Origin of the sequence: Pseudomonas sp. ARP3, assembly GCF_001029595.1 — a bacterium.
GTDB classification, from domain to species: domain Bacteria; phylum Pseudomonadota; class Gammaproteobacteria; order Pseudomonadales; family Pseudomonadaceae; genus Aquipseudomonas; species Aquipseudomonas rhodesiae.
Map to the genome: position 1 here is coordinate 127,600 of NZ_LEKF01000007.1, position 14,280 is coordinate 141,879.

The 14,280-nt window shown below is 61.4% G+C and carries 11 protein-coding genes; 3 read left to right on the top strand and 8 right to left on the bottom strand.

All coding sequences use genetic code 11. From position 1 onward, the window contains the following. The first annotated feature begins 41 nt into the window (after positions 1-41). Positions 42-1,364, top strand: coding sequence for a sigma-54 dependent transcriptional regulator (locus tag ABX75_RS10980; protein WP_034097071.1), 1,323 nt, complete (start codon positions 42-44; stop codon positions 1,362-1,364). Between the two features lie 65 nt (positions 1,365-1,429). Here ABX75_RS10980 and ABX75_RS10985 read toward each other — a convergent pair whose 3' ends face one another. The 7 genes from ABX75_RS10985 to ABX75_RS11015 all read right to left on the bottom strand — a co-directional run bounded on the left by ABX75_RS10985 (position 1,430) and on the right by ABX75_RS11015 (position 7,439). Further along, positions 1,430-2,728 carry a hypothetical protein gene (locus ABX75_RS10985; RefSeq protein ID WP_034097072.1) on the bottom strand — a complete coding sequence of 433 codons (1,299 nt, stop codon included), beginning with the start codon at positions 2,726-2,728 and terminating at the stop codon, positions 1,430-1,432. Positions 2,729-2,777: 49 nt separating this feature from the next. Next, positions 2,778-3,524, bottom strand: a complete 747-nt coding sequence (locus tag ABX75_RS10990) for a hypothetical protein (protein WP_047881927.1) — start codon at positions 3,522-3,524, stop codon at positions 2,778-2,780. A 42-nt stretch (positions 3,525-3,566) separates the two neighbouring features. Next, the gene (locus ABX75_RS10995) at positions 3,567-4,247 is read right to left on the bottom strand and encodes a C39 family peptidase (RefSeq protein ID WP_034097074.1); all 681 of its coding nucleotides are present in this window, start codon (positions 4,245-4,247) and stop codon (positions 3,567-3,569) included. Between the two features lie 60 nt (positions 4,248-4,307). Beyond that, positions 4,308-5,051 carry a hypothetical protein gene (locus tag ABX75_RS11000; protein WP_047881928.1) on the bottom strand — a complete coding sequence of 248 codons (744 nt, stop codon included), beginning with the start codon at positions 5,049-5,051 and terminating at the stop codon, positions 4,308-4,310. A gap of 66 nt (positions 5,052-5,117) precedes the next feature. Beyond that, entirely contained in the window at positions 5,118-5,666 is a 549-nt protein-coding gene (locus ABX75_RS11005) for a hypothetical protein (protein ID WP_047881929.1), read from the bottom strand. Then, a complete protein-coding gene (locus tag ABX75_RS11010; RefSeq protein WP_034097078.1) occupies positions 5,666-6,115 on the bottom strand; it encodes a hypothetical protein in 450 nt (149 codons plus the stop codon). Before ABX75_RS11010 ends, ABX75_RS11005 begins: the two co-directional genes overlap by 1 nt. A 328-nt stretch (positions 6,116-6,443) precedes the next feature. Further along, the gene (locus ABX75_RS11015) at positions 6,444-7,439 is read right to left on the bottom strand and encodes a FecR family protein (RefSeq protein WP_047881930.1); all 996 of its coding nucleotides are present in this window, start codon (positions 7,437-7,439) and stop codon (positions 6,444-6,446) included. 153 nt (positions 7,440-7,592) lie between these two features. Between ABX75_RS11015 and ABX75_RS11020 the strand changes: the two genes are divergently transcribed. Continuing rightward, entirely contained in the window at positions 7,593-7,862 is a 270-nt protein-coding gene (locus ABX75_RS11020; RefSeq protein ID WP_034097081.1) for a PepSY domain-containing protein, read from the top strand. Between the two features lie 21 nt (positions 7,863-7,883). On the opposite strand, the gene ABX75_RS11025 is transcribed toward ABX75_RS11020, so the two are convergent. Beyond that, positions 7,884-13,046, bottom strand: a complete 5,163-nt coding sequence (locus ABX75_RS11025; protein WP_047881931.1) for a dermonecrotic toxin domain-containing protein — start codon at positions 13,044-13,046, stop codon at positions 7,884-7,886. A 169-nt stretch (positions 13,047-13,215) separates the two neighbouring features. Here ABX75_RS11025 and ABX75_RS11030 point away from each other — a divergent pair, with 169 nt between their 5' ends. Next, positions 13,216-14,250 carry an Ldh family oxidoreductase gene (locus ABX75_RS11030; protein ID WP_034113212.1) on the top strand — a complete coding sequence of 345 codons (1,035 nt, stop codon included), beginning with the start codon at positions 13,216-13,218 and terminating at the stop codon, positions 14,248-14,250. Positions 14,251-14,280: the final 30 nt, after the last annotated feature.

Sequence of the window (14,280 nt, forward strand, 5' to 3'; positions counted from 1 at the left end):
TTCTAAATAACTTTAACGATTTTTGACGCCAAGGATCAGTCATGGGTGTGCCTCTCGTCCAACGCCGTTTGCTTGTGGTCGATCCGTGCGATGACTGCCATGGACTGTTGCCCGGGCTGCGTACGGCGGGGTGGGAAGTGGACAGCTGTGCGCTGGAGGACGTGGGGGATCGCTCCTGCGATGTCGGCCTGCTGCGCTTGCAGCCCGAACACCTGAAGAGGCCCGAAGCGGTCAAGGAGCTGATCGGCCGCAGCGGCACTGAATGGATTGCCGTGCTCAGCCAGGATGTACTGCGCTTGCAGAATGTCGGCGACTTCGTTTGCGAGTGGTTTTTCGACTTCCATACGTTGCCGTTCGACGTCTCGCGGGTGCAGGTCACTCTGGGACGCGCATTCGGCATGGCGCGCTTGCGCGGTAAAGGCCACACACCGGTGGATGAGGGGCATGAACTGCTGGGCGATAGCCGGCCCATTCGTGAACTGCGCAAACTCTTATCCAAGCTGGCGCCCACGGAGTCCCCCGTCTTGATTCGCGGTGACAGCGGCACTGGCAAGGAGCTAGTGGCCAAAACCCTGCATCGTCAGTCCCAGCGCCATGCCAAGCCTTTCGTGGCGATCAACTGCGGTGCCATCCCTGAACACCTGATCCAGTCCGAACTGTTCGGCCATGAGAAAGGTGCGTTTACCGGCGCGCACCAGCGCAAGATCGGGCGTATCGAAGCGGCAAACGGCGGCACGCTGTTTCTCGATGAAATCGGCGACCTGCCGATGGAGCTGCAGGCCAACCTGCTGCGGTTTTTGCAGGAGAAGCACATCGAGCGCGTCGGCGGCAGCCAGCCGATCCCGGTGGATGTGCGTGTGCTGGCGGCGACCCACGTCAATCTTGAAGCGGCGGTGGCCAAGGGCGCCTTCCGCGAGGATTTGTACTACCGCCTCAATGTGCTGCAGGTGGTCACCGCGCCGTTGCGCGAGCGCCATGGTGACGTGGCGATGTTGGCCAACCACTTTGCGCGTTTCTACAGCCAGGAAACCGGACGCCGCCCGCGCAGTTTCAGCGAAGATGCCCTGGCGGCCATGGCGCAGCATCCGTGGCCCGGCAATGTGCGCGAGTTGGCCAACCGCGTGCGCCGTGGCCTGGTGCTCGCCGAAGGGCGCCAGATCGAAGCCGTTGATCTGGGATTGCAGAGCGAGCAGGCAATCGCGCCACCCTTGGCTACACTCGAAGACTACAAGCACCGCGCCGAACGTCAGGCGCTGTGCGATGTGCTCAACCGTCATAGCGACAACTTGAGTGTCGCTGCCCGTGTGCTTGGCGTGTCCCGGCCTACGTTCTATCGGTTGCTGCACAAACACCAGATCCGCTAGGGCGGGTAAACCGAAAAGCCCCGCAACGACCCTTATCGTTGCGGGGCTTTTCCTTGTGCGTCTGGTTAGAAGTAGTACGGGAATTTCAGGCTGAAGGTGAAGTCCGGCGCGTCGTCGGTCATACCGATCGCCAGGTTCGGCACGATCGTCAGGTTATCCGAGGCGGCAATGGTCATGCCCACGTTGAAGTAGCCGGCGTTGGCATCGCTGGAGACCACCGATTGCCAGTCCCCGCCATTGGGTTTGAGGCGACTTTTACGCTGGACCAGGTCAGACACCGAAAACGACATGCTCATTTTCTCATTCAGCGCGAACGCTACGCCCATGCCGACCTGGAAGCTGTCACCCAGGCTGACCTTGCCGCCGACCTTCTGGTTGACGTCGCTGCTGATGTCGTCGAACGAATCTTCGAAGTTGTGGGTGTAGGACAACGAGCCAAACAGCACGGCCGGATCGAAGGTCTTGACCAGGGAGATGCCCGGCGTGATCGACCAGACCCCGTTGCCGGTGGGCAGGCTTTCAGGTACGAACAAGTTGTCGTTGCCGGGTTGGTTGATGAGCTTGATGCCGAACGGTTCCTTGCCCGTCGGCGCCTTGACCCGTACCGACACCACCGCATCCGGCAGGGTGGGGGTCTCGTCGAGGAACTTGTAGGCCACACCGAAGTTGACGTCGCCGATGGTCGGGTCGCGGGTCACCGATGCTTCCGATGTTGCCGTGCCGTTGTTGCCTGCACCGGCCGATTGGTACGTCGATTCGCGGTACACCACCGGCACGTTAACGTCGAACTGCCAGCGGTTGTCGAGGTTGTAGCGGCCGGTGAGGTCCAGGGTCCAGTTGTCCGACTTGATGCGGTCGAGGTTGATATTGCCGAGGAAAATCGAGTCCAGGGCCAGGAACCCATTGAGGGTCAGTTGGCGCGCGTCGTAGCGAGCGTAGGTCACGCCGGTTTCGAAGCTGAACTTGCCATTGCCGAAGAAGCCACTAGCTTCGTTATAAAGGTTGCTGACACTTTGCGCAGGCGCCGAGTCGTCCTTGAGGGACTGCCCATAGGAACTGCCGCCGCCCGCGCCACCGGAGGCCGCAGCGGCGCCAGTGCCGGCCACGGTGGTGCCGCCTTTCTGGAAGTCGGCGGGGGATTTGGCCAGGCGTTTGGGCGCCGGCGTCGCCGGTTGGTCTTCGACCTGACGCACTCGCTGTTCCAGCACCGCCAGGGCCTTTTGCTGCACTTCGTAACGTTGCTTGAGTTCCAGGAGTTCTTGCTTGAGTGTTTCGATATCGGCATCTGGCGCGGCATACAACACGGATGCGGGCAAGAGCGTACTTAAACAGACCACCGCACGAAGCGATAACGATCGATGCATGAAATAAGCCGTCCTTTTTTAATGCGTAAGTGTCGAGGGTCAGCGTAGTTCAATAACCGAGCGTACGTAGGCCTTTGAGTTGGTCCAGGTTGCAATTCAACGCCGGGTTGTTCAGCCCGTTATTGCCCATCACGACGTTAAGTTGAGTCATGTTGTTGACGAAGTTGGTATTGCCGGTCAAGACAGTACCTTGCAGCACCGTGCCGCCGCCAATCTGCTGCAGGCTGTTGCCTTGGTTATGGTTGGCCTGGATCGCCATTTGCAGTCCGCCGTTATTGGCCGACACGCTCACTTTGCCGGCCGCGCTGTCACCGGTCACGGTGCCGCCGGCCACCAGCACTTGCCCCGATTGCGCGAGATTGGCCGGCGCCAGGCCGTCCTGACTCACGGTGATCCCGACATTGTTGTTCGCGGTGTTGCCATCGCCGGCTGCGCGCACGCTTTGCGTCACACCCTGGCCGCTGCCCAGACCGGCGCCGCCGACGACATTGCCGGTACCGGTGCTCTGGCCGGTGCCGCTGCCCGCCGAGCCGGTGGTCTGCACATAAAATTGCGGGGTGATCGTGGTTTTATCGACCTGCATGCTGGCCTTGCCGGTGATGCTGTCGCCCGTGGCGTTGGTCCAGGTGCTGCTCATCACGATACCGAAGCTGATGATGCGCCCCGGCATTACATAACGACCGCGCAGGTCGGCCATTTCCGAGTCTTTCAATTCGATCGGTTTGAAACCCGATGACGCATAAGCGGGCATTGCGGCTGCCAGCCACACAACTGTCAGCCAACGGGAAGTGTTCATCTTCTGCTCCTGGAGCATCCTGGTCCCTTATGGCGCTTCTTATTAAAAGAAGTCGCTCTGGATAAAACCGAAATCCATCAATTCGGCGTCGCCCACGGGCCTGAACTCATTCAACTGGTTCTTGGCGGTCAGGGGGGTAGGGGGCGCGAGCAAGGCGTTGGTCTTGTCGTAACCTTCACCCAGTACGGCGAATACGATGCCATTCCAGCCTTTGACGAAGTCGTCGCGGGTGTAGCGCTTATGGCCCAGCACCGGGTCGCCGATGTAGACCCAGTCTTTGTCGGCACGCTGCATCACCACGAAGTGCTTGTAACCACGGATTTCCAGCAGCACCACGACCGGAATCTTCACGGTCAGCAGGGATTCCGGCGAGATCTTGTAGCCCCGCGCCCGCATGCCGATGCTTTCCAGGTAGCGCTTCATGTCCAGCATGGAAAAGCCCTGGGTGCGCACCAGGTCCTGATCGGCGTTGATCAGCATGCCTTTGATCACATGGTCTTCGTCGACGTCCAGCCAATAGCCCTGACGCAGGATGGTGGCGAGGGCGGCGGCGCCGCAGCTGAAATCGGTTTTCTGTTCCACCAGGTTGGCGAACCGGCGCTCGCGGATACTCTCGACCTTCTTGTAGATCACTGCACCGCCAGGCATGGCGGAGATCGCCATGGTGCCTGCCCAGGTCGGGCCGGTGAGGAGCATCAGCAGGGTGAGGGTCGCGAGGCGCATGATCGAAGGCCGGATGGACACTGGAATAGGAAAGGGCCTTGTTGCCAAGGCCCCATTGGATCAGAAGCGCACGCCGCTGGCGCAGACGGTGCAACCTTGACCGATTGCCAGGCTGTTGCTGCCCTGGTTGCCGGAGCCGGATTGCAGGTTCACGCCCATGTTGCCGGAGTTGCGGTTGACCGAGTTGTCCAGGCTGGCGTTGTTGGACACATACTGAGGCTTGCCGCCATAGCCATAACCGTGGCTGGTGGCGGCAGCGTTGAGGTAGCTGTTACCGAGGGAGTTTTGCTCGGTATTGGCGGCAGCTGCGATGTTTTTGCCGTCGGCAGTGACGATCGCCAGGTTGTTTTTACCCTGGTTGCCCTGACCCGCTTGACCGTTGTAACCCACGTTGCCGGAGTTACCGTTGATGGCGTTATCCAGAGACGCGTTGTTCTGGGTGCCTTTGTTGACGTAGGTGTTCAGCACGCTGTTCTGATTCACGTCGACCACACCGAACACGGTGGCCGCATCGCCTTTGGCGCTGGAGATAGCGGCAGAGTTGTCAGCCTGGTTAGCGCTGCCAGCTTGCACGTTGACACCCGCGTTACCGCTGTTGCCGTTGACCGCATTATCGGCAGAGGCGTTATTTTCGGTCTTGGTGTCGTCAAACTTGTTGCCGGCGCTGTTTTGAACGTCAGTGACCACAGCGGCAATAGTGCCGGTAGGTTGAGGCGCAGGGTGCCAGCCACCTGCTTGAGCAGCAGCAGCCATGAGCGCGGCGAGAGCGAAAACCAGAGGTTTCAGAGCCATTTGAGGTTTCATGGTGTTTCTCCTTGCTTCTATTAGTTGGTTAAGTGTTGGTACGGTCTTGCGAGTACTACCAAGTCGTTACTTGATAGTGATGCCCAGGGTGTTAGCCAATCGGTTCCCCACCCCGGCACTCTGGTTCACCTGAATCACTCCTCGGCTGCCTGTGAAGGCCTGGTCGCTGGTAACGACCAGGCGGCTGCCAGTGGTGGGGGTGAGCCCTGAGTCGGTTAATTGCGTCGTGTTCTGTTGCAACAAGACGCTGTCGTCGATGCTTTGCGGGCCAGGGTTGACGCTGATCCGCACGGCGTTGACGGTTTGGTTGTTGGCCCCGGCCGCCTGGTTGACGCCCAACATGCCGTTGCCATTGGTAAAAGAAGCGCCCTGAATCGCAGCCTTGGCGTTCAGAGACGGATCGACCTGACCGTCGAGCCGTTGGATATTCACGGTGGTGGCCTGGCCGCCGAGCGTGACGGCACGGTTATTGGCCTGTTGCTGCTGATTGCCCGCCGCTTGGTTGATCGAAAAGTTACCGCGGTAGTCTTTGCCGCTGTTGTTGATCACAGCGTTGTTGTCGGCCATGGCCGAGGCACTGCCCAGCAGGGCGAGCAAGAGCAAGGTACGGTTCATTATTTGCCCCCCATCATGTTGCCGAGGTTATTCAGAGGGGCCATGCCGCGTTGGATCGAGTCACTGATCTGTCCGCCCATGCTGCTGCCGCTGCCATGCCCGGCGGTGGCGCCGGTGCCGAGGGTCGACATGCTGTTCTGCGTGGCATGCACGCCGGTCAACGTGCTATCGATCTGGCTGGCGCGGGCGAAACTTGAACCGCTGCTGACACCGCTGATAGCCAGGTCACTGAGCTCGCCGGTGGCGCCAAGAACCTCTTGGGTGGGATTGGCATTGGCGGTGGTGGGGTAGGGGTCTTTACCGAAAGCGGCGCGACCGTACATGTGTGCCTGTACGTTGCGGCCCGTCACGATCACACCATCACCGGCAAAGGCTGGTGCACTGATGCCGAGGCTGAGTACACAGCTGGTCAGCAGTACCTTCATCGAGTGTTGTGTGAGTGTGTTCACGGCGGCATGTCCTTATTCTCAGCACTGACCCTAAACAGTGCTATGAGGAATAGAGCAGATGCCGTGCCGCTTTTTGAATTGTCTTGATATTCAATGGTTTGTGAATAACTAGAGGCGCGTCGACGCTGCCGGTGTCTCAGCGCTGAAACACCTGCCCTTCAAGCGCGTGTAGCCCGCTGTGCCACAAACGATTCACCCCTGTGTATCAGCGGCGTAACACCGCACATGACAAAAGCATGAACCCACGCTGTACAAGGGCTTCAGGGCAGGCAGGTGTTTCAAAAATGGACACTGCGGGCGCGAACAGGCCCGCACGAATCGGCCGGGCTCAGCCTTTAGGGTTTTTACGCGGGATGGAATTGAGAACGGGGTTGCCGTCCTGGTTCTGCGTCAGATAGACCGGCAGTACCTTTGGCAGCGAGGGGATGAGGTTGTTGACCTCGGTGAGGTTGTAGATGCCGCCTATTCGAATCGCCCCGGTGCTGGCGTCGGCCAGCATCACCGGTTTGCTCAAGTAGCGGTTGATCAGCGGTAACGCGTCGACCAAGGCCAGGTTATCGAGGATCAGCTTGCCCTGGCGCCAGGCCAGTGCGCTGTCATTCGGGCTGAACGGCCTCACGCGCGGAGTGGCATCGCCCGCTTGGTAGCTGGCCTGCATGCCCGGAGTCAGGGGCACGCTACCATGCGTGGCATCGCTGGCGATCTGCACCGAGCCTTCGAGCAGCATCACGCGGACCTGATCGCCATATTTCCATACATTGAATTGGGTGCCTGTCACGCGCACCTGGCCTTCACCGGCGCGCACCACAAACGGATGGGTGCTGTCGTGGCTGACATTGAAAAACGCCTCGCCTTTCTTCAGCGTGACCCGGCGCTGATCCTTGTAGTTGCTATAGACCAGTTCGGTGCCCAGGTTCAGCTCTACCTGGCTGCCATCGCTCAAGGTCACCTGACGCAAGCCCTGGGTCGCCTCGAAACGTTCATAGGAATTGGGCAGCCACCCGGCCTGCCACCCGGTGAACGCCGCCAGCGGCAGGGCCGCCAGGCATAGCGCCGCCGCCACGGCATAACGACGTACGCGGCTGCGCGATTTGAACGCCAATACCGGTGCGGTGGGCGCGGTGCGCGGCAAGTGATCGGCGACGTCCCAGATTTCCAGCATCGCGGCGTATTCAAAGGCATGCAGGGGATGGGCGTCATGCCATTGTTGAAAAGCCTGACGTTCAGCCGGTGTGCAATCACCTGCATGCATGCGCATGCACCAGTGCGCTGCGGCATCGGTGATGGTGTCGTATTCGGCTTCTGAAACAGACTTTTCGGTCATTTACGCATCCTGATTTCCCACATTCTAACCTCCGCGGGCCGATGGGGAGAACAGCCATCATGGCGATTGCACATCAATTGGAACTTATTCTTATTTGCCAGTACCTAAAAATTTCAGGACACGCGTCCGTTATTCCCACTATGGAGTTCCGTTATGTTGAAGAAAACCTTAGTCGCCCTGTGTGCAACCTCCGCGCTGCTCAGTGCCGGTGCCGCCCTGGCCGATAAGCCGGGCGCAGGCTGGATCACCATCGAAAAGGCCATTGAAGTGGCCAAGACCAAGGCCGGCTACGTTGAAGTCTATGCCGCCGAAGCCGACGATAACGGCTACTGGGAAGTCAAAGGGCGCAAGTCTGACGGCACCGTGTATGAAGCGCGCATCGACGGCGCCTCGGGCAATATCCTGCGTGACCAGAAAGACTGACGTCTCGCGCCGGGAGCCGGTTCAGGCTCCCGCATCCAATTCCCTGCCGAGCTGGCTGATCAGGTAAGTCACCGAATCGGCGTTGGCCAAAATCGTATCGATTCGCCTGTTGGCGTCACTCATAAACACCGCCCGCGCATCGTCCAGGGTTCGCGTCCCGGTAGTACTCAACACCTTGTCCTTTTGCGGCGAAGTCCCACGACTGGCTCCAAAGTCTTCCCATTGCTGGGTGAACTCGTCCCACGTTCTGAACAGCATGGTGGCCGGGGTGAGTGTGGAGAGCGCGGTATCGCGCAAGTCGGCCAGATCCGTGTGCATTCGCCTGGCGCCACTGACGTTGAGGTTAATCAGGTCGTGGAACGGCCGCATGCTGTCGAGGTACGCCAGGTCTTCGGTCAAGGACTTGAGGTGGGTGATCTCGTGAATCAACGTGGTGGCGCGGGCATGGGCAGAGATGTTGAAGGGTGTCGTGAGGCGATTCTGATAGATGTCCAGCGGCGGATCGAAAAAGCGGTCGACCAGGTAGATTTTCTGTTCCCGGTCCTCGGGTAGCACAAAAGCGAAAGTGTTTTGCGGGCTGTAGCGATGGGTGCCGCAGACGAAGCGCTGGGAGTCCGGGCCGACCAGGGTATGGTTGATCAGCTCATCGAGCACTTCGTCGACGCGTCGCTCAATTCGTTGCACCTGCTCGCCGGTCAGCGTAACCACGCCGAACAACTCACTGAAGAACCGTCCCAGCCGGCTGCCGGGTTCGCGCAGCGGTGCAAAGTGCAGCAGGTTGCGTTTGCACGTCACCGCGTAATAGGTCGCGACGTTGAGCGCTTCGTCGATGCACTGGGCCTTCCAGCTCGACAGGGCGGCAATTTCGCGCATGCCCACCGCCTCGATATTGATAGCGTCGCGCTCCGCCGCCCAGGTTTGCATTTTGCCCGCGTAGCGGCTCAGGGTTTTGCCGTAGCGCGGGTGATGGCGGTCCAGGTCCAGGGTCCATTCGCCCTGGGCGTTGGCTCGCACATAAGGGCCGTGCTGCTCGTCGCGGCTCAGGCGCCAGCGTTCCCCGGCTTTTCTCACCGAATACACCTTTCCCGCCAATGGCACGAAATGCGTGCGCGTGTCGTTGTCGGTGTACACGAAGGGTGGCGCGCTGCGCTCCAGGTCGCTCAGGGCAACCTGGTGATTTTCGAAGGCTTGCAGGGCGGTTCGCCCAGGTGCGGTCAGGTCCAGCTCGTCCAGGCTGGCGGCCACGGGGGCAGGGGCATCTAGCCAGTCGTCAAAGGGCAGCGGTTGTTCGCTGGGTGGAGTTGGCGGCAGCCACTGGTCCAGCGCTTTGCGTAAAGAGGCAAGCTCGGCCACGCCCGCGACAAAGGTTTTGAGCGAGTGCTGCCAGCGGTGTTCCTGTAAGTCCTCGGCCGATGTTTTGAACAGTTGGTAGCTGCGCCACACCGTCAGCGGGTAGGTCAGTTTGCCCGCCATAAATTGCAGGCTCTTGGGAATGCCCTTGCTCAACAGGCTGGTCACCGCGTCCCAATGGGTCTTGCCTGACGCGCAAAACTGGCCGGCCAGCATCTGCAGCAGCATCTGGGTATTGTCGTCGAACAGTCGGTTGAGCAGATTGCCGGCGATGGGCGAGTCACCCAGGCGGATGTCCGAGAGATCCGGGCGCCAGCGCTCACTCAGCAGATTGCGGTAAGTGGCTTGATGGGGCGCTTGCAACTGCCCGATCACCCATTCCTGTAGCGCCCCGGGGCTGGTGAATTCGTGCAGGAGCGCCGCCTCGCTGGGGAACTCTTTCAACAAATGTTTAGGGCTGTACGGTGCATACAGCACCAACGGCCCGGACGCGCCGGGCTTGGGGCCGATCAGGTAACAGCCCAATGCCTTGGCCTGACTGGCGCCGGCGGTGGCGATCAGCTCCAGCGGGCGGATCATCGCCGTGACCCCATGCACCGCTGCGCGGGCCACGGCGTCGGGCATGTCGAAGACTTGCCGGATAAAGCCCCAGGCCGTGGCGGACAGCCGTTCAGTGAGGGTTTGTTCATGGGCGTACTGCAACAATTGCCACGGCAGCTGCCGGCAGAATAGGCGGCGCCGCTCACGCGCGTCGTCGCTCTGCCCCTGGAGCAGGCCGCTCAACACTTGGCGGTACAGCGTTTTCAAATCCAGTTGTCGCACCAATTGCACGATGGCCGCGCCGTCGAGTGTCTCCGGCAGTGGGATGCTGGTGCGCGAGCGCGGGCGGATCGTCTCGGCGCGCAGATCGGGCAGGTGCCGCAACGCGAAGTCCGTCAGGGTCTGGGTGTGGCCTTCGAGGTCGATACGTCCGGGAATCAGCACGTTATCCGGGTTGTACACCTGGCCTGGGAACCGCGCGCCGAGCAGGGTTGAGAGGGTACTGAAGATGTGTTCGCGCATCGGCACGATGCTGTGCAGATAGTCCCGTTCGTCAGGCGCACTGACGCGATATTGCTCAAGCAGCTCGGCCTGCAGGATCTGTTCGTGGGGCCGCGCCATGCCCAGCCAGACTGGCAGCGCTTGTTGGTGGATCAGGGCGCGCGCCAGGGTGATCGACCTGGGCAGATTGGACGGGGTTTGACGCCGGATCAGGCGGTCCATGCAGTCCTGGAAGCGCGTGGCGCTGAGCCCCATCGCCAGCACCTGGTCGATTTCGTCGCGGGTGAAGTCGCTGTAGCTCTGCTGACGGTTGTGCAGCAGGTGTTCGTCGATTCGCTGCAAGGGCCCCAGGCGACAGGCATGGTGAGGGATGCGCCGCGACACCGGCAGGTTCTCCAGCAGGGGCAGACGCTGCACGGGGTTTTGCAAGCGCTGTTCGAGCTTGTCGCGCAGGGCCTGGATCGACGCAAACGCCTCATAGCCACCCCGTGGGGTCCACAGCAGGGCGGTGCCCGAGTGGATGGGGTCGATGCCACCGCGCTCGGTCAGTACAAAGGCATTGGCCAGGGGCTGAGGCTCGGTAGCGGTGCCCAGGAACAGGCTCAGGCTGAACGCATCCGGAATAAACCCATTCAGGCCATGGCGGGTCAGCCGGCTCATGCCGTCGGCATTGAGGGCGCTATCGAGTAACGCCAGGGCAGGGGGCGGCAGGCTATGGTCCAGGCGCCTCAATTCGGTTTCGCCGCGCAGCCCCTGCAACATGCCCTGGCTCAGGTGCGCCCGGTTATTCTCCAGCAGCAAGTGGGGCAGGGTACGCAGGTCCCGTTGCGCGAACGTGCTGAGCACCTGTTCGATGACGGCGTTGAAACTGTCGATGGTCAGGTTGTGCAACTGGTAGGCCACGCCGGCGCTCTGTTCTGTGTAGAACCAGGTCAGGGCCGACTCGGTGAGCCGATCGGCTTGCCCGGCCAGACGCGCGATAAAGTACTCGACCATGCTCAATGACCTATGGGGCGCACGCTCTTCGCGCTCTGCGGCGGGGGTGGCATAGGTGTTGATATAGACGTGCTCGGCCTTGAGATCGAGCAGACGCTTGGCCAATTCGGTGTCCAGTGCATGGGCGACCAGGCTGCGCAAGGTCGGCTGCCGGTTACGTTCCAGCGCCATGGCCGCGTCCACCGCCTGCAAACGTTCCAGGTGCACCTTTGCCTTCTCCGATTGCACGGTAGTAGGGCGGCCATTGCCGCTGGTGATGGGGTGAAGGGTCCAGCGCCCATCGGCCTCCTGCTCCAGCAGCCGCGTGTCGAGCATGCTGCGCACGTCCAGAGCAGTGTCGAGCAGCGCGGCCAGGTCGATCACGCCGTTGCTGCGCCGATAGAGCCCCAAGGCATAGTCCAGATTGTCGGACTGCTTGGTGACAATGTCCTCGATCATTGCCTGGAACACATCGCCCGCGATGGGCTTGCCGGTCACTTGGATATGTTCCATGCCCACGAACGCACTGCGTTCATCTACCGACAGAAAGTGCAGCAGTTCGTCCTCGTGGCCCGCCGTTCTGAGCATCTGCAACAAGGCATCTTTGAGGTCGCTCAGGTTTTTGAGTACCTGCAACCCCCGCGATTGGGTGTAGAGGTAGGCCTGGCTATCGCTGATCATCAGCGTGCTGGCCAGCTCCACATAGTGTTGGAACGGGGCATGCACACGGACCTTTTCTATTCTCAGATGGCTGGCATAGGCGCTACGCGCCGCCTGGTCGGGAAGGAACAGCGCACGCAGGTCCAGGCTTTCCTGGCTGGACAGGACCAGGCCCTGCTGCTTGAACAACAGATCGGCGCGAAACTTGTCGCTCATGACCCGGGCAAAAAAACGCAGGCGCGACTGACCGCGGTTGAAATCTTCATTCCAGTAGGTTTGCAGCAGGCTGTTCAACAGCTTCGAGAGGATGCCGCTGGTCTGTTCGACCACACTGTCCCAGCGCTGGTGGTCCTGGGCCCTCTGTTGCGCGGTGTGTGCGCTGTCGTCATGGCCCACATTGAAATACGTGTGAGTCTGGTTCGCCGGCCAGGCTTGCTTGACGTAAAACTGCAGCAGCGCATCGCGCAATGACTCGGAGGCCACCCAGCGACTCTCCTCCACAGGCGTGGGCTGGGTAAAAAAATTCACCCGCGTGTCGCGCTGGTCCAGGCCCGGAAAGTACGAGCGGGCCATGATGCCCAGCAGGGTGTCGAGCATGCCGCGCAGGTCGGGGAGCTTGCGCAGTTCCTCCAGCATCGCAGAGACGTTGTGTTGCTGGCCGGCCAGGATGGTTTGTTCCTGGTCTTGCATCACCGCGCCTGGAATCACCGCGCCCGTTGTCTTCAGCGGTTCTGTGCTGGGCAAGCCGTCGCGTTCCACAATCGCCAGAAATTGCAGGAGTTCGGCGCGCCGGCTTGGCTGCGTCAGGCGTTCATCCACCTCATGGAGCAGCGCGGCGCGGCTGTCGAACAGTTCCAGGCCGCCGTAGGGGGTAAACAGCACGGCTTTGTGGTCATCGGGTGTCGGACTCATCATGAACACACCCGCCAGGGGCACGGGGGCGTGGTCGGGCCGGTTGACCGACAAGCGTTCGACGTGCATCGGGTAACGCTGCACGCTGGGGTCGATACGCGCGGTGTGGGTGGCGTAGTACAGCGTGTGCAGCCAATCGAGGTCCCTGACCGAGAACCCGAGCGCGCGCTCGCGGGGCGTGGGGGTCTTGCGTTTGACGTTTTGCAGGAACTCATCGAAGAAATACGGGGGCGTGAGGTTCGCCATGGTGCGCTCTCCAGCAAGGCGGCGGGATAAGGCTTCACGGTAGGCGGCGCGGCGGCGCGGATGGCGGTAGATAACTGGGGGCGCCCGTTGACAGCAGGCACATGGGGCGTTGTTTAATCGGAGGGCTGGATTCTTGTTGTCTCTTCCAATTATAAAATCGGAGCTACAGATGTCTGCCCAGTCCCCGATCGTCGACAGTCCCCATACCCTTATCGGCTTCACCGAACTGGTGGCGTTGCTGCACAGGGTGTTCGTCCAGCACGGCACGTCGCCGGAAGTGGCCGCGATCCTTGCGCACAATTGCGCCAGTGCCGAACGCGACGGCGCCCATAGCCACGGCATCTTCCGTATCCCCGGTTACCTCAGCACCCTGGCCAGCGGCTGGGTCGACGGCAAGGCCATTCCGGTGGTCACGGACGTGGCGTCCGGGTTTGTGCGGGTGGATGCCGGCAATGGGTTCGCCCAGCCGGCACTGGCGGCGGCCCGGCCACTGCTGGTGAGCAAGGCGCGCAGTGCCGGCATCGCCTTGCTGGCGATTCACAATTCCCATCACTTCGCGGCGCTGTGGCCGGACGTTGAGCCGTTCGCCGAAGAGGGGTTGGTGGCGCTGAGCGTGGTCAACAGCATGACCTGCGTGGTGCCCCACGGCGCCGATCGCCCGTTGTTCGGCACCAACCCTATTGCGTTCGCGGCGCCGCGCGCCGACGGCCCGCCGATTGTCTTCGACCTGGCCACCAGCGCCATCGCCCATGGCGACGTGCAGATCGCTGCGCGCAAGGGCGAACGTTTGCCGCCTGGCATGGGGGTGGACAGCCTCGGTCAGCCCACCACCGATCCCAAGGCCGTGCTGGAGGGCGGTGCGCTGTTGCCGTTCGGCGGGCACAAGGGCTCGGCCCTGTCGATGATGGTCGAGCTGCTGGCGGCTGCCCTGACCGGCGGGCACTTTTCCTTCGAATTCAACTGGGCCGATCACCCTGGCGCGCGTACGCCGTGGACCGGGCAACTGTTGATTGTTATCGACCCGAGCAAAACCGCCGGGCAAAGCTTTGCCGAGCGCAGCCAGGAACTGGTGCGGCAGATGCATGCCGTAGGGTTGCGGCGGTTACCGGGGGATCGGCGCCATCGCACACGGGCGAAGTCGCTGGGGCAGGGGGTTGAAGTGGAACTTCAGGCGTTGAATCAGTTGCGTGACTGGGCCAACTGACATTGAAACGCCGCTGCGTGGCAGCGGCGC